General features: G+C 68.8%; 14 protein-coding genes and 1 pseudogene. 5 read left to right on the top strand and 10 right to left on the bottom strand.

From position 1 onward, the window contains the following. Nucleotides 1-42: 42 nt before the first annotated feature. Both BFF76_RS09925 and BFF76_RS09920 read right to left on the bottom strand, forming a co-directional pair. The gene (locus BFF76_RS09925) at nt 43-1,074 is read right to left on the bottom strand and encodes a LacI family DNA-binding transcriptional regulator (protein WP_031092757.1); all 1,032 of its coding nucleotides are present in this window, start codon (nt 1,072-1,074) and stop codon (nt 43-45) included. Beyond that, nucleotides 1,071-3,470: a glycoside hydrolase family 2 protein gene (locus BFF76_RS09920; protein ID WP_031092758.1), complete on the bottom strand. Its 2,400-nt coding sequence runs from the start codon at nt 3,468-3,470 to the stop codon at nt 1,071-1,073. Before BFF76_RS09920 ends, BFF76_RS09925 begins: the two co-directional genes overlap by 4 nt. 267 nt (nt 3,471-3,737) lie before the next feature. Here BFF76_RS09920 and BFF76_RS09915 point away from each other — a divergent pair, with 267 nt between their 5' ends. The 3 genes from BFF76_RS09915 (at nt 3,738) to BFF76_RS09905 (ending at nt 7,010) form a co-directional block, all read left to right on the top strand. Next, a complete protein-coding gene (locus tag BFF76_RS09915; protein WP_031092760.1) occupies nt 3,738-5,060 on the top strand; it encodes an ABC transporter substrate-binding protein in 1,323 nt (440 codons plus the stop codon). Nucleotides 5,061-5,154: 94 nt separating this feature from the next. Continuing rightward, nucleotides 5,155-6,126 (top strand): carbohydrate ABC transporter permease, encoded by a 972-nt coding sequence (locus BFF76_RS09910; RefSeq protein WP_031092762.1) that lies wholly within the window; start codon nt 5,155-5,157, stop codon nt 6,124-6,126. Further along, the gene (locus BFF76_RS09905; RefSeq protein WP_065848032.1) at nt 6,123-7,010 is read left to right on the top strand and encodes a carbohydrate ABC transporter permease; all 888 of its coding nucleotides are present in this window, start codon (nt 6,123-6,125) and stop codon (nt 7,008-7,010) included. Before BFF76_RS09910 ends, BFF76_RS09905 begins: the two co-directional genes overlap by 4 nt. A gap of 162 nt (nt 7,011-7,172) precedes the next feature. Here BFF76_RS09905 and BFF76_RS09900 read toward each other — a convergent pair whose 3' ends face one another. Next, the gene (locus tag BFF76_RS09900; protein ID WP_031092765.1) at nt 7,173-8,006 is read right to left on the bottom strand and encodes a PIG-L family deacetylase; all 834 of its coding nucleotides are present in this window, start codon (nt 8,004-8,006) and stop codon (nt 7,173-7,175) included. Between the two features lie 318 nt (nt 8,007-8,324). Here BFF76_RS09900 and BFF76_RS09895 point away from each other — a divergent pair, with 318 nt between their 5' ends. Next, a complete protein-coding gene (locus BFF76_RS09895) occupies nt 8,325-9,857 on the top strand; it encodes an FAD-dependent oxidoreductase (RefSeq protein WP_065848031.1) in 1,533 nt (510 codons plus the stop codon). 69 nt (nt 9,858-9,926) lie between these two features. On the opposite strand, the gene BFF76_RS09890 is transcribed toward BFF76_RS09895, so the two are convergent. The 7 genes from BFF76_RS09890 to BFF76_RS09860 all read right to left on the bottom strand — a co-directional run bounded on the left by BFF76_RS09890 (nt 9,927) and on the right by BFF76_RS09860 (nt 17,724). Beyond that, on the bottom strand, nt 9,927-11,510 hold the full coding sequence (locus BFF76_RS09890) for a phytoene desaturase family protein (protein ID WP_065848033.1): 1,584 nt from the start codon (nt 11,508-11,510) through the stop codon (nt 9,927-9,929). 296 nt (nt 11,511-11,806) lie between these two features. Further along, the gene (locus tag BFF76_RS09885) at nt 11,807-12,466 is read right to left on the bottom strand and encodes a hypothetical protein (protein ID WP_031092769.1); all 660 of its coding nucleotides are present in this window, start codon (nt 12,464-12,466) and stop codon (nt 11,807-11,809) included. 75 nt (nt 12,467-12,541) lie between these two features. Then, the gene (locus BFF76_RS09880; RefSeq protein WP_053930759.1) at nt 12,542-13,708 is read right to left on the bottom strand and encodes an ROK family glucokinase; all 1,167 of its coding nucleotides are present in this window, start codon (nt 13,706-13,708) and stop codon (nt 12,542-12,544) included. Nucleotides 13,709-13,840: 132 nt separating this feature from the next. Next, nucleotides 13,841-14,701 carry an ATP-binding cassette domain-containing protein gene (locus BFF76_RS09875; protein WP_031092772.1) on the bottom strand — a complete coding sequence of 287 codons (861 nt, stop codon included), beginning with the start codon at nt 14,699-14,701 and terminating at the stop codon, nt 13,841-13,843. Beyond that, the gene (locus BFF76_RS09870) at nt 14,698-15,747 is read right to left on the bottom strand and encodes an ABC transporter permease (protein WP_065848030.1); all 1,050 of its coding nucleotides are present in this window, start codon (nt 15,745-15,747) and stop codon (nt 14,698-14,700) included. Before BFF76_RS09870 ends, BFF76_RS09875 begins: the two co-directional genes overlap by 4 nt. Next, nucleotides 15,744-16,757 carry a sugar ABC transporter substrate-binding protein gene (locus tag BFF76_RS09865; RefSeq protein ID WP_465270524.1) on the bottom strand — a complete coding sequence of 338 codons (1,014 nt, stop codon included), beginning with the start codon at nt 16,755-16,757 and terminating at the stop codon, nt 15,744-15,746. Before BFF76_RS09865 ends, BFF76_RS09870 begins: the two co-directional genes overlap by 4 nt. Before the next feature lie 205 nt (nt 16,758-16,962). After that, complete coding sequence (locus tag BFF76_RS09860) at nt 16,963-17,724, bottom strand: GntR family transcriptional regulator (RefSeq protein ID WP_065848029.1); 762 nt, start codon at nt 17,722-17,724, stop codon at nt 16,963-16,965. Nucleotides 17,725-17,817: 93 nt separating this feature from the next. Between BFF76_RS09860 and BFF76_RS33640 the strand changes: the two are divergent. Continuing rightward, nucleotides 17,818-18,009: pseudogene (locus tag BFF76_RS33640) on the top strand (Gfo/Idh/MocA family oxidoreductase); the annotation flags it as partial.

Below are 18,009 nucleotides of genomic sequence, written 5' to 3'. Positions count from 1 at the left end.
TGGTCCGGGCGGGGAGGCCGCAGCGCTTCGCGGGAATGGCTGTCAGCTCCGGGCGGGCGCCTGTGCGGTGGAACCGCGGGGAGTGAGTGACGGTGTCGGGACCTGAACGGAACCGGTGTGCTGACCTCCTATGACCGCGAACAGGGTGCGGGCCACCTGTGCCCCGAAGCTGTGCACGTCATGGCTCATGGCCGACAGGGTGGGATGCGTGATCCGGCACAGCTGCGAGTCGTCCCAGGCGAGCAGCGACACGTCATCAGGAACCACGAAACCCATCTCGGCGGCGACGCCGGCGCCCGCCACAGCCATGATGTCGTTGTCGTAGACGATGGCCGTCGGACGCTCTGCCGACACCAGAAGAGAGCGAGTGGCCCTGGCCCCCTCGCTTCCGTCGAAACCGGTCGCGATCTGCCGGCCCTCCTCAAGGCCCAGGTCACGCATCGTGGCTGCGAAGGCGGTGGCTCGGATGGCGCTGTGCCCCAGACCGACCGGCCCTCCGACGCGTGCGATGCGCCGGTGCCCGAGCGCCGCCAGATAGCGGACGGCCTCGGCCGCGGCCGTGGCGTCATCGGTCCACACCGCGGGGAAGGATCCGGTGAGTGACGGATGTCCGACGGCCACCGCCGGCAGCCCGATGGACTGCAGCGACGGGACCCTCGGATCGTCCTCGTGGAAGTCGACCAGGATGGCACCGGCGATCGTCTGGCTGCGCCACCAGGACTTGTAGAGCTCGGTCTCCTCGTCGAGATCCCGCACCAGCCTCAGGAGCAGCGAGTACGAGCGGTCGGCAAGCACGCTCTCGATGCCGGAGATGAAGTCCATGTAGAACGGTTCGAGTCCGAGCAGCCGGGCGGGACGGCACAGTGCCAGTCCGATGATGTCGACCCGCTGGCTGGACAGGCTGCGCGCGGTGAGGTTGGGCGCCCAGCCCAGCTCCTTCGCGGCCTCGAAGATCCGCTGGCGTGTAGCGTCCGAGACGCCCGGCTTCTGGTTGAACGCCAGCGAGACAGCCCCCTTGGAGACACCCGCGCGGGCTGCGACGTCCTTGATGGTGATGCGTGCCGGACTGTTCACTTCGTATCCGCGCAGAACAAGGCAGCGCGAACGTCATCCGCGGCCACGTCGCCGCAGCCGTCGACCCGGATGCGGACCTGCTCGCCAGGCAGCAATGTGACGAGACCGCGGTCGGCGGCGGCGGTGGGGCTCAGCCGGTCGGCCTGAAGCAGAAGATCCCTGACGAGGGTGTGTGCGTTGACCACGATGTCGACCTTACCGCCGCTACCCGAAACCGGTTCCACCTCGACGCCGAAGTCCGGCCGCACATAGGCGAAGTCCTTGTCGGGCACCGGGAAGTACGTGGCCCGCAGTCCGTCGGCGTCGGCGACGAGGAACTCCTTGGCGGTGGACCCGGCCGGCACCGTCCCGCCGGGAACCGGGAGCCGCAGGACGGAACGCGGGGCGACGGTCGCCTCCAGTACGCTGCGGCCGAGCTGCGTACCGTCGGCTTCGAGTCGGCTGAGTGTCACCGACGTGCGCCACTGTGTGGCGGACTGGTTGACGACGGCGAGCACCAGGCCCTCGTCGCCGGGCTGCAGGGTCAGCAGCCGGTCCGCGTAGACGCGGCGCAGCTCGTGGTGGAGCGGCTTGGGGCGGCCGTCCCCGTCGATCGCGGCCCAGGAGCTGACCGGCCAGCAGTCGTTGAGCTGCCAGACGACGGTGCCCGCGCAGGTGGGCCAGTGCGAGCGCCAGTGTTCGATACCCGCGGCGACAGCACGGGCCTGAACGACCTGGGTCAGGTAGTGCCACCGGTCGAAGTCGCCTTCGGGCAGGGTGAAGTGGCGTTCGACTCCACGGTTGAGCTTGCCGTTGCCGTCCTCCGCCTTCTGGTGGTGCAGCATTCCCGGGGAGTCGGGTGCCAGGATCTCCCCGGGAAGGGCGCGCCGGAGCGTTGCCATGGTGGGAGGCGCCTGCCAGCCGAACTCGGAGACGAAACGGGGGACGTTCGCGCGGTACTCGGCGTAGTCCTGGCGGTTCCACACCTCCCACGAGTGGTACGTGCCGTGGTCGGGGTCGTTGGGGTGGTGGTCCCACGATCCGGACCAAGGGCTGCCCGCGGCGTAGTGGCGGGTGGGATCGAGCTCGGCGACCACGCGGGGCAGCAGACCGAGGTAGTAGCCCTCGCCCCAGGAGTCCCCGGCGAGTCCGGGCTCCCAGTCCCAGTCGCGGAAGCCCCAGAGGTTCTCGTTGTTGCCGTTCCAGAGCACGAGGCTGGCGTGCGGCATCAGCCGGACAACGTTGTCGCGGGCTTCGGCCTCCACCTCACCCCGCAGAGGCTGCTCCTCCGGATAGGCGGCACAGGCGAAGAGGAAGTCCTGCCAGACCATCAGGCCGAGTTCGTCGCATGCGTCGTAGAACGCTTCGTCCTCGTAGATGCCCCCGCCCCAGATCCGTACGAGGTCGATGTTTGCGTCCGCCGCCTGAGCGAGCCGGGTGCGGTAGCGCTCGGGGGTGATGCGTGAGGGGAACACGTCGTCGGGGATCCAGTTGACCCCGCGGGCGAACACCCGCTCGCCGTTGACGACGAGGGTGAAGCCCGTGCCCCGCGCGTCGGGGCTCCGGTCCAGCTCGACGGTACGGAACCCGATGCGCCGGTGCCACGTGTCCAGCTCCCCGTCCTGGTCGAGGAGGGTGACGTCCAGGTCGTGGAGGGGCTGGTCTCCGTATCCGCGCGGCCACCAGAGCCGGGGCCGCTCGACCGTCAGGCGCAGCACGGCTTCGTCGCCCTCGAAACGGGCCTCCGCCGTCTTGCCGGCCACCGTGGCGCGGGCCAGCAGACTCCTGCCCGCCCCCTGGGCCGTGCGCTCCACCTGAATCCTGACCTCCACGTTTCCCGTGGCTTCGTCGACGGTCACCAGCGGGCGGACGGACGCGAGACGCGCGGTCGACCAGTGTTCCAGGCGTACGGGCCGCCAGATGCCGGCGGTCACGAGGGTCGGCCCCCAGTCCCAGCCGAAGCTGGAGGCCATCTTGCGGATGTACTGGAACGGCTCGGGATACACGTTGGGCCGGTCCCCGGTGACCCCGCGTACCGCCTCGGCCTCGTCGTAGGCCGAGGCGAAGCGCACCTCGAGCGGTCCGGTCAGCCCCGTGACGTCGAACCGATAGGTGCGGTGCATGTTCCTGGTCCTACCGATCTCCCGCCCGGCGAAGGTGATCCCGGCCGCGGTGTCCAGGCCGTCGAAGACGAGGTCGGTCCGCTCATGCCGACTGTCGTGCGAGACATCGTTGAGATACGTCCACGCCCGTCGGCCGACCCAGGCGACCTCGGTCTCGTTGTGTTCGAGGAAGGGGTCCGGAATGACAGCGGCGGCGAGCAGATCGGTGTGCACGCAGCCGGGGACCTGCGCCGGCAGCAGCGCCTGGTCATGGCGCAGGCTCCAGCCGTCGGTGAGCGGGGTGACGTCCTTCATGGTGCGGCTCCAATCGCCTTCGGGCGCGCTGGCATATGTATGACGCCGCACAACTTAACCCTCCGATCGATCACTGTCTATAAACCGGTCTAGTCACACCGTCGCAAGTCGAGAACACACAGGGGCCCTTCATTCCGCACTTGCGGGCCATCCGGTAACGATTAGGCATCGTCAGGGGAATCGGGAGCTTTACCGGTTCACACACCTCCTCTCATAGTGCCAACATCCCACCGCAGAGCTGAGCCGCCATCTATAGGAGTTGGGCACATGGGGAAGACGAAGACGCTCGCAGGCGCACTTCTGACCGTTGCGACACTGGCCGCGACGGGATGCAGCGGCGGAGGCGCGGCGTCGACCGAGACGGCGAAGGCGCCCACGGATCCGGGAAGGACGACCGGCACGATCACGGTCCTCACGCAGCGCACGGACCTGGTCCAGAGCGGCGCCATGGACGCCTACGCGGCGGAGTTCAACAAGGTCTACCCCAAGGTCGAGGTGAAGTTCGAGGGACTCACCGACTATGAGGGCGAAGTCAAGATCCGAATGAACACCGAGGACTACGGCGACGTCCTCATGATCCCGGCCGCTGTCCCCAAGAACGACTACCCGAAGTTCTTCGCCCCCCTCGGCACCTCGAAGGAGATGTCGGAGAAGTACCGCTTCAGCGACAAGACGGACGTCGACGGCAAGGTCTACGGTCTCGCCCAGTTCGGCACCGCCAACGGCTTCGTCTACAACCAGGCCGTCTGGAAGAAGGCCGGCATCACCGAGTGGCCGAAGACACCGGAGGAGTTCATCGCGGGGCTCAAGGCGGTCAAGGCCGAGACCGACGCCGTCCCCTACTACACCAACTTCAAGGACGGCTGGCCGCTGGTCCAGTGGACCGCCAACATCGGATCGGTGACCTGCGACAACTACGTCACCAACGACCTCGCCGGCGCGGTCTCCCCCTGGAAGGAGGGCAGCGAGCTCAACGTGATCGACACCCTGCTGCACGACACCGTCAAGGGTGGCCTCTCGGAGAAGGACCCCAACACCACGAACTGGGAAGCATCCAAGACCAAGCTCGCCAAGGGCGAGATCGGCACCATGATGCTGGGCTCCTGGTCGATCACGCAGATGAAGGACGCGGCCGAGAAGGCCGGGGCGAACCCCGACGACCTCGGCTTCATGCCGTTCCCGGTCCAGAAGGGCAACAAGGAGTACTGCGCCACGCTCGTCTCGGACTACCAGCAGGCGGTCAACGCCCACTCCGAGCACAAGGACGCGGCGCGGGCCTGGGTCGACTGGTTCACCGAGAAGTCCGGCTACTCGGCCAAGGAAGGTGCTGTCCCCACTCTCAAGTCCGCTCCGATGCCGGACACCCTCAAGGACTTTGTTGACAACGATGTCACCTTCGTGGAGCGGTCCGAGCGGGAAACCGGCACGGTCAACGACATCGACAACGCGGCCGAGATCGGGCTCAACAAGCCCGACTACCGCCAGAAGCTGATCGACATCGCCCGCGGTGCGGAGAAGGGCAGCCTCGAGGACTACTTCACCGACCTGAACAAGAAGTGGGACGAGGCGGCGAAGACCGCCGGCTCCTGAGCCGGTGAGGCGGGCCCCGGCCGTACGACACCGGCCGGGGCCCTGATCCTCCCGCGCACACAGGACGACGACGCGGACGACGAGAGGCCCCGACATGACCGAGACGACCGAGGTGGCGAGCGTGAAGACTCACCGTGCCACCCCCTCACTTCGCAGGACCGCCCGGAGCGGCAGGAGTCCGGGAGGACACCGGACGCGAGGACGACTGCTGCGACGCGCGACCCCGTGGCTCTTCCTGCTGGCACCGCTGGTACTGCTGGTCACGTTCACCTACGTACCTGTGGGGAACATGATCTATTACAGCTTCACGGACTGGGACGGCATCAGCCCGGACCGGAACTTCACCGGCGCGGACAACTACGTCCAGATCTTCACCCGGCCGGAGCTCTTCCGGGTGTTCTTCGTGAGCTTCTACTACCTCGCGGCTTCCGTGGCGCAGATCGCCATCGCGCTCTACTTCGCCACGGTGCTCAGCTTCAACCTGCGGTACCGCAACCTGTTCAAGGGACTCCTGTTCTTCCCGTACCTCATCAACGGCGTGGCCATCGGATTCGTCTTCCTGTACTTCTTCCAGGACGGCGGCACCCTGGACTCGGTCCTGTCCTGGTTCGGTTCGGACACCGACCACGCGTGGCTGGGAGACCCCACATCGGCCAACACCTCGCTCGCGGGCGTCTCGGTCTGGCGCTTCACCGGCCTGAACTTCGTCCTGTTCCTCGGTGCCATCCAGTCCATCCCTGGCGAGCTCTACGAGGCCGCCCAGCTGGACGGCGCGACCCGATGGCAGCAGTTCCGCCACATCATCGCGCCAGGTATCAAGCCCGTCCTGAGCCTCAGCATCATCCTGGCGATCTCCGGGTCCCTGGCGGTCTTCGAGATCCCGTACATCATGACCGGCGGCGCGACCGGCACCTCGACGTTCGTCATCCAGACAGTCAAACTCGCGTTCCAGTTCAACAAGACGGGGCTGGCCTCGGCCGCCGCCGTGGTGCTGCTGCTGATCATTCTGCTGATCACCTGGATCCAGCGCCGGCTCGTGCCCGACGAAAAGGTGGACCTCGTATGACCACGGCCCCGCAGACCGCCTCTCGCACCCGTCCCGGGTCCGACCCGCGACGCGCTCGCTGGCGCGGCCGACTCGGACAGACACTCGTCTACCTGTCGCTCGTCGTCGCCCCGCTGGTCGTGCTCCTCCCCCTCGCAGTCGTCTTCCTCACCTCTCTCAAGACGTCCGAGGAGGTCACCGACCGCGGTGCGCTCTCACTGCCCCGCGACTGGCTGAACTTCAGCAACTACGCCACCGCATTCTCCGACGGCCACATGCTGACGGCGTTCGGCAACACCGCGTTCATCCTGCTGTTCTCGATCACCGGCACCGTGATCATCGGCTCGATGACGGCCTACGCCATCGACCGCTTCCACTTCCGGGCGAGGAAGCTCGTCATGGGGCTCTTCCTGGTCGCCACACTGGTCCCCGGGGTCACCACACAGGTGGCCACCTTCCAGGTGGTCAACAGCTTCGGCCTGTTCGACACACGGTGGGCCCCGATCCTGCTCTACATGGGCACGGACATCGTCTCGATCTACATCTTCCTGCAGTTCGTCCGAGGCATCCCGGTCTCCCTCGACGAAGCCGCGCGACTCGACGGCGCGAACTCCTTCACGATCTACCGAAAGATCATCTTCCCGCTGCTCAGGCCGGCGGTCGCCACCGTGGTGATCATCAAAGGCATCACCACCTACAACGACTTCTACATCCCGTTCCTCTACATGCCCTCCCAGGAACTCGGCACGATCTCCACAGCCCTGTTCCGGTTCAAAGGCCCCTTCGGAGCCCACTGGGAGAACATCTCAGCAGGAGCCGTACTCGTCATCCTCCCGACGCTGATCGCGTTCCTGTTCCTCCAGCGCTACATCTACAACGGCTTCGCTTCAGGCGCCACGAAATAACCGGACCGTGCCACTCCACGTCACGTCGGTGGCCTTCACCGGAGGAGCGAGCCTGCTGAGGCCGGCAACGGCGTAGCGGGTGCCGCTTGCCGTCAAGTGCGTGACGCACTCGATCGCTCCGTGCGGCCGGTGCGCTCACCCGGCACCGGCCGGACGGGCGGATCAGCGCAGTCCGGCGAAGAGATCGTTCTCGGGTACGGCCGCGCCTGTGGCGTCCTTGACGCGGACGAAGGTCTCCATGCCCATCAACTCGCCGAACCTCTCCTTGCCCATCCTGAGGAAGAAGATGTTCTCGCCCTGACTGGCATGCGCGGCCAGCGCATCGAACTTCTGGCCGCTGAACGCGGTGGTGTCCACCCACGTGGTGATCTCATCGTCGGGGAGGCCGATCTCGGCCATCGCGGCGGCCTCGGCAGGATCCGGCTCCGGCATGTCCTCATGAAACTCGCGCATGGTCTCCCCGAACCGCTGCATCATCGAGCGCGGCATCGTCGTCCAGTACACCTTCGGTGTCAGCGCGGTCATCTCCAGTGCCGCCATCGTGATGCGGTGGGCCTGGATGTGGTCGGGGTGGCCGTAGAAGCCGTTCTCGTCGTAGGTGACGACCACATCGGGCCGGTAGTGCCGCATGAGTTCCGCAAGTCGGGCAGCGCCTTCCTCCACGGGGGTCTGCCAGAAGGATCCGGGGGCGTCGTTGCTCGGCCAGCCGGTCATCCCGGAGTCGCCGTAGTCCAGCATCTCCAGATCGCTGATCTTCAGGACGTCACAGCTCGCCCTGAGCTCTTCGCGGCGTATCGAGGCGACAGCCGTCGGATCGTGCCCGGGATCGCCCGGCTTGACGCCACCCGTTCCGTCACCGCAACCGCCGTCGGTACATGTCACGAGAACGGTACGGATGCCTTCCGCCGCGTACCGCGCGAGGACCCCTCCGGTTCCCGTTGCCTCGTCGTCGGGATGAGCGTGCACTGCCATGAGAGTCAACGGCCGGTCAGTCATGAAACGGTCCTCCTGCATAAGTTCGTATTGGTCCGGCGGGCGCGCCACGATCTCGAGGCCCGGACCCCGGTGGGCGGCCGGCCCTGTGGTCTCCGTGTTCTCCGCTTGCGCGGTGCCGGTTCCTCAGCCGATGCAACCGTGCCGGCCCCACCGGCTGTTCCCGGCGCAACCATTGATCTTCCGGGCGCCGGAGTTTCACCGCGCCACCCCCACCGGGGCCACGGACTTCAGCGGGGCGCAGCTGCGGAAACCAGAGCCGCTCAGGGGAATCGGCGTCCCGCCGCGTCTCCTTCCGGCTGCTGCGGGAACACGTGGTTCATGACCACACGAGATGAACTGCCCGGCTTGGCGGAGTCCTACTGGATGGCCACGACTCCGGGCACCCGGTGGCCGACGCTGGACGCCGACACGACGGCGGACGTCGTCGTGATCGGCGCGGGTATGGCCGGCCTCAGCACCGCCTGGGAACTGACCCGGGCCGGACGGAACGTGGTCGTGCTCGAAGCGGACCGCGTTGCTGCCGGAGTATCCGGCTACACGACCGCGAAACTCACAGCGGCTCACTCCCTCGTCTACGAACGACTGCGCCGCACGCGCGGGAAGGAAGGCGCACGTCAGTACGCCCACTCCCAGCAGGCAGCGGTGGAGCGGGTCGCATCAGTCGCGACGGAGCTGGGCGTCGACTGCGACCTCGAGCGATCGTCGGCCCTTACTTTCACCATCGACCCGAAACGGCGTGCCACATTCGAAGCCGAGGCCGAGGCTGCCGCAGAAGCGGGTCTGGACGCCGGCTTCGTGACGGAGACGGACCTGCCGTTCCCCGTGCACGCAGCTGTGCACGTCGCACACCAGGCGCAATTCCACCCGCGCAAGTACCTCCTGGCGCTGGCCGATGACATCACCGCACGAGGCGGTGTCATTCACGAACGAACCCGCGTGACCGGCCTTACCGAGGGCAGTCCGTGCAAGGTGACAACCGAGCGGGGCGCGACGATCACGGCGAAGGACGTCGTCGTCGCCACGCACTACCCGGTCTTCGACCGCGCGCTCCACTTCGCCCGCTTGTCGCCGCGCCGCGAACTGGTCGTCGCCGCTTCCATCCCCGCCTCCGAGGCACCGGAGCACATGTACATCACGGACGACATGGAGAAGCGATCGGTCCGTACCGCCCCGCTCGACGAGGGCCGGCGGCTGCTCATCGTCACGGGCGAGAGTTTCCTGCCCGGCACCGGTGACAGCCGCGAGCGCTTCCTGCGGCTGGACGGATGGATGCACGAACATTTCCCGGTCGGCGACACCGCATACCGGTGGGCCGCCCAGGACAACGACGTGAGCGACGGCGTGCCGCTGGTGGGCCCTTTCCATCCGGGCGCACGCCACGTGTACGTGGCGACCGGATTCGGCGGCTGGGGCATGAGCGGAGGCGCCATGGCCGGACAGTTGCTGGCGTCGACGCTCACCGGCGCGGAACCCGAGTGGGCAGGACTGTACGACCCGCGCCGTCTGTGGAGCACCGTCCGGGAGGGCGCGGCCCTGTTGAAGCAGCAGGCGGAGGTCGCCCGGCACTTCGTAGGTGACAGGTTGAGGACCACTCATGTGGACTCGGTCGCCGAGATCGCCCCGGGCTCAGGTGCGGTCGTACGGGTCGAGGGACGCCGCTGCGCCGTATACCGGGATGAGGACGGTACGGCCCACGCCGTGTCGGCGCGCTGCACGCATCTCGGCTGCCTGGTCGCCTTCAACGAGGCGGAAACCACCTGGGAGTGCCCGTGTCACGGTTCGCGCTTCGGCATCGACGGCGAGGTGCTTCACGGACCGGCCGTGCGCCCACTGCCTCCCCGCAGCGTCTGAGCGTCACCACCGCGCGCGGCGTGATGTGGTGCCGGCCCTGCCCTCACCGTTCGGCAGCCGGTCAGCCGGTCAGCCGGTCAGCCGGCACCATGGGCGTGAGAACCCACCGCGCAGCGCCGCCCGCGCGGCGTTGGCGCCGGGGGCTCCGTGCACGCCGCCGCCGGGGTGGGCCGAGGCCGAGGCGAGGTACAGGCCCTTCACCGGTGTTTCGGGCCGCCCGGTACCGGATGTCGGGCGGAACACGAGTTGCTGGTGAGCGGCCGCGGTGCCGCCGTTGATGGCGCCGCCGTGCAGGTTGGCGTCCATGGACTCGAGGGTGGGCGGCGCCAGAAGGCGCCGGGACAGGATGCGGGAGCGGAAGCCTGGCGCCCAGCGTTCGACTTCTTTCTCCATTCGGTCGGCCATGGCTTCCTGCTCGCGCAGGTCCCATCGTCCTGTCAGGTTGTCCCCGCCCGCGTCCCCCTTGATCCGGTGCGGGACGTGGGTATACGCCCAAGCCGACTCCGTACCGGCCGGTGAGCGCGTGGCGTCCGTGGTGGTCATCTGTCCGAAGAGCAGAAAGGGGCGGTCGGGCACCTGTCCTGTCGCGATCTGCGCGGAGAAGCGGGTCAGACCGTCGACCCCGTCGGCCAGGTGGACCGTTCCCGCGGAGGCGGCGTCCCCGGCGGTCCAGGGCACTCGGCCGTTCAGCGCCCAGTCGACTTTGAACGTCGCGAAGTCCCACTGGAACCGGCGCAGGTCACTCAGCAGCCGGCCGGGGAGATGCCGCGCGTCGACCAGTTCGCCGTACAGCGCCGGCGCGGACACGTCGGCGAGCACAGCACGCGAGGCCGGTACAGCCTCGCCCCCCGCGGTGCGTACGCCGACGGCGCGTCCGCCGCGCACGACGATCTCGCTCACGCGCTCTCCGCAGCGGACCACGCCGCCGTGCCGCTCCAGCCGGCGCACCAGGGCCGTCGTGAGGGCTCCGGCTCCCCCTACCGGCACCGGAAAGCCGTAGGTCTGCCCGAGCATGGACATGAGCCATCCGTAGCCTCCGCTTCCCGCTGCCTCGGGGCCGAGGTCCGCGTGCAGCGCGTTGCCTGCGAGGAGGAGCCTGGCCGCCTCGCCGCGGAACTCCTCCTCCCCCAGGCGACGCACGGGCAGCACCATCGTCCGTGCCATCCGGAGACCGCCGGACGCCCGGAGCCGGGCAGCGAGACGAACGGCGGAGCGTACCGGCGGGAAAGGGGTGAACAGGGCCCGCAGGATGTCGGGGCCCAGACGACTCCATGTGCCGTACAGATCCAGCCATGCGGCCCCGTCGCCCGCCGCGAACGCGTCAAGCCCCGCTGCTGTGGCCTCCGCCCCGCTTTCCAGTACGGCGCACCGGCCGTCCGGCAGCGGATGCGCCAGCACACGCGGGGCGCGGACCCACCCGAGCCCGTCTTCCTGGAGCTCCAGCCCGCCGAGGACCGGCGAGGCGGCGGCCAGCGGGTAGAAGGCGCTGAAAACATCGCTCACGTAGTCCGGGTGGACACCACGGTCGCTGCGGACCGCGCCGCCCGGCCACGGCTGCGCCTCCAGCACTTCCACGCTCCATCCCGCGGCGGCAAGGAGATTCGCCGCCACGAGACCGTTCGGCCCGGCGCCGACAACCACCGCGTCCGGCATCGGTACCTCCACGTGTTCTCGACGTTCCAGGTCCGCCCAGCCCTTCGGCCGACAGCAGTGGTCCGCGCTCCGTCGCCGTGATGCGTACCGTCCGCGAGAACCGCCATCGGTCCTGCAGACCTCGTCGGATGCACCGGGCTCGCGTGACCGGCCCGTATGGGCCTACTCACTCTCGCAGGCATTCGGGAACTGCGCCGCCTGCCGGCACCCGGCCGGGTCAGGCACACCCCGGCGGTATCGGCCGGCGGGGGTTCGTTTCACTGGCACGCGATGATGAGCGGCCCGTCCGCTCGCCGTCAGGGGGTCGACGCGGAGACCACGTAGACGACCGGGGCCGCCGGATCGGTCATGTTGACGGTGATGTTCTGGGTGGGGCGCGGGTCCTTGTTCTTGTGGACCGTGCCCGCCCAGTCGACGCCCGGACCGAAGTACCAGCCGGTGACCTTGGTGTCCCGTCCGCTGATTGTCACCCTGCCGGTCTCCAGTGCGGCACGGCCGGTGCCGACACCGCTCAGGAAGCGGTCGAGCCCGGCGGAGGTCGTACGGAACTTCACGTACATCCGGCTGGCTTTCCAGTTGTTCGTCTCGTAGTACTGGACCCCCTCCGCATTGCCCGGAATGGGCAGTTCGAAGATCCTGCGCTGCATGCCGGACGGCCAGGCCTCGCGCAGTCCCTGGGCGGCTGCCTCGGCCTCCTTGTCCTGGCCGGAGCGGCGGCTCTGCCCTGCGGAGATCACCAGGTAGCCGGCCGGGATGCCGATGAGCAGGACGATGATGGTCAGCGTGATCAGGCGGCGGCGGATCACCCTGCGCCGGTCCGGAGGAGGCGTCCCCGCACCGTCGCCGGAGGAACCGGCGGGACCGGGGGGCCCGGCGGAGCCCGAGGGGCCGGACGGTCCGGAGGAGCCGGACGAAGGGGGCTGGCGCGGCACGATGTGGTGCTCGGCTGCGGTCATGGTCGGTGATCCCTCGAAGCTGCTGTTCGGAGCGGGGTTGCGGGTGGCCCGGTGCCGCGGCGTGCGGCCCCCGGTTCAGTCGGTGCTACGGGTGCCGCGCGTGTTCCGGATGGTGGTGGCGGCCTGGTCGTAGAACTGCGCGTACCGTTCGTAGCGCTCGACCCGGCGGCGGTTGGTCCGCCGGAACCTCCGGGCGACCAGGCGCGCCAGGTCGGCGGCGCCGACCATACCCGCCTCGGGGCCGAGCTGTGCCTTCGCGATCCGGGCCTCCGGGCGGTAGCCGCGGCCGGTCAGGTGGCGCTTGAAGGCGTCCCTGGCCGGGCCGATCAGCAGGTCGTCGGCCGCACTGACACCGCCGCCGATGACGAAGCAGGACGGGTCCAGGGCGGCCGCGAGATTGGCGATGCCGACGCCGAGCCACTGGCCGATGTCCTGCAGGAGTTCGACGCACATCGCGTCGCCCTCACGGGCCAGTTCGGTGATGAGCGGCCCGGTGATGTCGGGGATGTTGCCCTTGACCCGCTCGATGATGCCGTGCGCGACCGGGGAGTCCGCAGCGGCCAGCTCCCTGGCCTCACGCACGAGGGCGTTGCCCGAGCTGTACTGCTCCCAGCAGCCGCGGTTGCCGCACGGGCAGCGGTGCCCGCCGGGCACCACCTGCATGTGGCCGAACTCACCCGCGACGCCGTACTTGCCGCGCTTGACGTGCCCGTCCTCCAGGATCGCGCCGCCGATGCCGGTACCCAGCGTGATCATGACCAGGTGGTCCTCGCCGCGGCCCGCGCCGAAGCGCCATTCCGCCCACGCCGCCGTGTTGGCGTCGTTGTCGACCATCACGGGGACCACCAGCCGGGAGGCGATGGCGTCACGGAGGGGTTCGTCGCGCCAGGCGAGGTGCGGGGCGAACAGCACCTTGGAACGGTCCGCGTCGACCCAGCCCGCCGCGCCGATCCCGACGGCGTGCACATCGTGCCGGTCGGAGAGGTCCAGGACCAGTTCGACGATCGTGTCCTCGACGACCTTCGGACTCTTGGACTTGTCGGGCGTCTCGGTGCGCAGGGTCTCCAGGATGTTGCCGTCGGCGTCGACGACGCCGGCCATCACCTTCGTACCGCCGATGTCGATCCCGACGGTGGGGACCCTGGGCGCCGTGAGATGCGAGCGCCGCTCCCTGGTGCCGACGGTCCGCAGGACGGTGGCGCGGGCGGAGCCGCGGTGTGTGAAGTCGCGGTACGTGCTCATCGTCCCTGCGCAGGTCGGGGGGCCGGTCGGTGGTCCGTCCGGCGGCGGACGGCGCCCGCCGTGCACGATTCTGCCATTCCCCCGCCCCCGGAACCGGTCTTCGTGTCGGGGACGGGGGGTGCGAAATCGAACTTATGGGGTGTCGTCCCCGGCCGCCCGGCCTCCGAGGTGGTCCGGCGCGGGGGCCCGTTCGAGCTCGTGACTGAGCTCGTCGAGCTCGCTGCCACCGGCCATCTGACGGGTCAGTTCGTCCAGAGTGACGTCCTGCTTCGTGTGGCTTCCGGACATCGCACCACGCTTGAGCAGCACGAACCGGTCGCCCACGAGGTAGGCGTGGTGCGGGTTGTGCGTGATGAGGACCACGCCGAGCCCGGCGTCCCTGGCGGCCGCGACGTACTTGAGTACGACCCCCGACTGCTTGACGCCGAGTGCAGCGGTCGGCTCGTCGAGGACGAGCACCTTCGCACCGAAGTACACGGCACGGGCGATGGCCACGCACTGGCGCTCACCGCCCGACAGCGTCCCGATGGGCTGGTCGACGTCCCGCAGGTCGATGCCCATGCGCAGCAGCTCCGCGCGGGTCGTCTCGCGCATCCGCCGTACGTCGAGGCGTCTGAACGGGCCGGAGCCCTTCGTCGGCTCGGAGCCGAGGAAGAAATTGCGCCAGACCGGCATGAGCGGAACGACGGCCAGGTCCTGGTAGACGGTGGCGATGCCCCGGTCGAGGGCGTCGCGCGGATTGGCCAGCGTGGTCTGCTCGCCCTCGATCAGGAACGTACCGGCGTCGTGCCGGTGCAGCCCCGCGATGATCTTGATGAGGGTGGACTTGCCCGCTCCGTTGTCGCCGAGGACGCAGGAGATCTCCCCGGCGCGCACCTCCAGCGAGACGTTCTCCAGCGCCTTGATGTTGCCGTAGTACTTGCTGACGCCGTCGAGCTCGACGAGCGCCGGGCCGGCCGTGTCCCGGGGGGCCGGAGCCTGGGTGGCCGTCATTTCGTCGCCTCCGCGCGCTTGCGTACCCATGCGTTGAGCAGGGTGGCCAGGAGCAGCATCGCCCCCAGGAAGAACTTGAACCAGTCGGGGTTCCACTCCGCGTACACGATGCCCTTGCTGGTCATGCCGAAGATGATCGCGCCGATCGCGGACCCGATCGCGGAGCCGTAGCCGCCGGTGATCAGACAGCCGCCGATGACGGCCGCGATGATGTAGATCAGCTCGTTGCCGACGCCCTCGCCGGACTGCACCACGTCGTACGAGAAGAGCAGGTGCTGCCCGGAGACCCAGGCGGCGAAGGCGACACCGAGGTAGAGCCCGATCCGCGTACGGATCACCGGGACGCCGACCGCGCGCGCGGCGTCGGCCTCACCGCCGACGGCGAAGATCCAGTTGCCGAAGCGGGTGCGGATCAGGATCCAGGTGGCGATCGCGACGAGGGCGGCCCACCACAGGATGGTGACCTTGAGCTCGACGCCGCCGATGGTGAGGTAGGACGCGAAGACCTTGCGGGCGGACTCGAAGCCCTCCATGTTCCCGATGGCCTTGGTCGACACGGTGCCGCTGATCAGCTTGGTGAAGCCGAGGTTCAGGCCGGTCAGCATCAGGAACGTGCCGAGCGTGATGATGAAGCTCGGGAGCTTGGTGCGGGTCAGCATGAAGCCGTTGAACGCGCCGAAGCCCAGGGTGACCAGCAGCGACACGAAGACGCCCACCCAGACGTTCGCGGTCATCTGGTAGCTGAACATCGAGGAGATCAGCGCTGAGCTGGTCACCATCACACCGGCGGAGAGGTCGAACTCACCGCCGATCATCAGGAGCGCCACGGGCGCCGCCATGATCCCGATGGTGGAGGCGGCGTACAGCACCGTGCCGAGGCTGGAGGCCTGGAGGAAGCTGTCGGCGACGATCGCGAAGAAGAGGAAGACCGCCGCGGCCCCGACGACCGAGCCGAGCTCGGGCCGGCCGAGCAGCTTGCGCAGCGGGGAGGTGCGCAGCAGTCGTTCGTCGGTGCGGGGCGCCGCCGGTTGCCCGGTCGCCGTCATCGGGTTCCCCGATCCGTGTATGCCGCCAGCGCGTCGGCGTCGTCGCGGGTGATGACCTGGGGGCCGGTCAGGACGGGCAGGCCCCCGCCGAGCGCGTTCTGGTTGTAGCGGTAGAGCCAGAGCAGGTCGACGGCCTCGTAGCCCTGGAGATAGGGCTGCTGGTCGACGGCGAAGCCGAGGGTCTTGTTCTGCAGTCCGGTGGCGACGCTCGCGTTGAGGTCGAAGGTGTCGATCTCTGCCTTGCTGCCCGCGGTCCGCTTCGCCTTGACGGCGGCGGCGGCGAAGGGCGCGCCGAGGGTGACGACCGCGTCGATGCTCTTGTCGGAGTCGAGCTTTGCCTCGATGGACGCCTGGACGTCGGGCATGTTGGTGCCGTCGACGTAGAGGTTCTGCATCTTCCCGCCGAAGGTCTTCTTCGCCCCGGCGCAGCGCTGCTCGTGTCCGACGTTGCCCTGCTCGTGCAGGACGCACAGTGCCTTCTTGCGGCCGCGCTTCTCGAGCTCGTCGCCGACGGCCTCGCCCGCGATGGACTCGTCCTGGCCGATGTGGGTGAGCGCGCCGAAGGCCTTGGACTCGGCGGATCCCGAGTTCACCGTGATGACGGGGATGCCGGCCTTGACCGCCTTGGCCACGACGGTCTTCATCGAGTCGGGCTTGGCAAGCGAGACGATCAGTCCGTCGACCTTCTTGTCGATCGCGGTCTGTACGAGCTCGGCCTGCTGCTGGCCCTCGTCGTTGTGCGAGTACAGGAAGTTGATGTTGTCCTTGACGGCCGCCTGCTCGGCGCCCTTCTGGACGATGTCCCAGAAGGTGTCGCCATCACCCGAGTGGGTGACCATGGCGAACGTCCAGCGGGGCGTGTTCACCGCGGACCGGCCTTCGGCGGCCTCCTTGGCCGCACGCTCCTCCGCCCGCTTGCCGCCGGTGCTGCTGCATCCCACGAGGGAGGCCGCCAGAACCGCTGCCAGCACGGCGCCCATCGCGCGTACCCCTGTCCGAACCCTTGCCACGACGCCGTGCCCTTCTAGTGCTGCTCGCTGTGCTGCCTGATGCCGGGGACGGCGGACTCGCCGCCCGGCGGGCCAAGTATCCCCGAGCCCCGACCGGCATGGCCCGGCAGGGGCGCGGGCCGCGCCCCCAGGCCGTTCTAACGACCTAGCATGACCGCGTCAACGTTTTTGTCCGAACATTCCGACCCGGGCTCGCAGAAGCGGCTCAGGGGCGGACCAGCAGCTGGAACTCGAAGGCGTAACGCGAGGCCCGGTAGACGTGCGAGCCGAATTCGACCGCTCTTCCGCCGTCGTCGAAAGTGGTGCGCTCCATCGTCAGCAACGGGGCCCCCACGGGTTCCGCGAGCACTTCGCCCTCCTCTGCGGTGGCGGCGCGGGCGCCCACGGACTGCCGGGCGCTGTGCAGGGTGATTCCCGAGGCGCGCATCATCCGGTACAGGCCCGTCGACTCCAGCAGCTCGGTGCCGAGGTCGAGCATCCCCACGGGCAGGTGGTTGCGCAGGAGCGCCATGGGCTCGTCATGCGTGTAGCGCACCCGCTCGACGAGGTGGACGTCGCCGCCCTCCTCCACTCCCAGCGCGGCGGCGACCTCGGCGGTCGCCTGCTCGACCGTGTTGCGCAGGACCCGGGTCGCCGGGTTCCGGCCCGCGGTCTCCAGGTCGTCGTAGAGGCTGCTCAGTTCGAGCGGACGCTTGATGCGGCTGTGCACGACCTGGGTGCCGACACCGCGCCTGCGCACCATCAGGCCCTTGTCGACGAGCGACTGGATGGCCTGGCGGACGGTGGGCCGGGACAGTCCGAGCCGTGCGGCGAGCTCCAGTTCGTTGCCCAGGAGGCTGCCGGGCGCGAGCCGTCCCTGCTCGATGGCCGCCTCCAGCTGCAGGGCCAGCTGGTGGTAGAGCGGGACAGGGCTGGTGCGGTCCACGCCCAGCCCCAGGGCGGCGGAGTCGGCGGTGGGTTTGGGCACGGCACGGAGCGTACCCCGTACCGTCGCGCCACACCCTCTTGTTTGTAAGGACATATGGTTGACAGTGCGTCTGGTGGGCGGCACGTTGGGTCCATGCGCATCGGACTCATCGGTACGGGCCGGATCGGTTCCTTCCATGCGGCCCTCCTGGCACGCAATCCCGCCGTCGCCTCGCTGGTGGTGACGGATCCCGACGCCACCCGCGCCGAACACCTCCTCGGCACCGGCGACGGGGGTCGCACCCGTCCGCACCGCGACCTCCGAGGCGCGGGTGGCGTCGGGATC

Origin of the sequence: Streptomyces mutomycini, assembly GCF_001700505.1 — a bacterium.
GTDB classification, from domain to species: domain Bacteria; phylum Actinomycetota; class Actinomycetes; order Streptomycetales; family Streptomycetaceae; genus Streptomyces; species Streptomyces mutomycini.
Note: the sequence above shows the minus strand (reverse complement) of the source record. Positions and strands in the feature narration are given on the sequence as shown.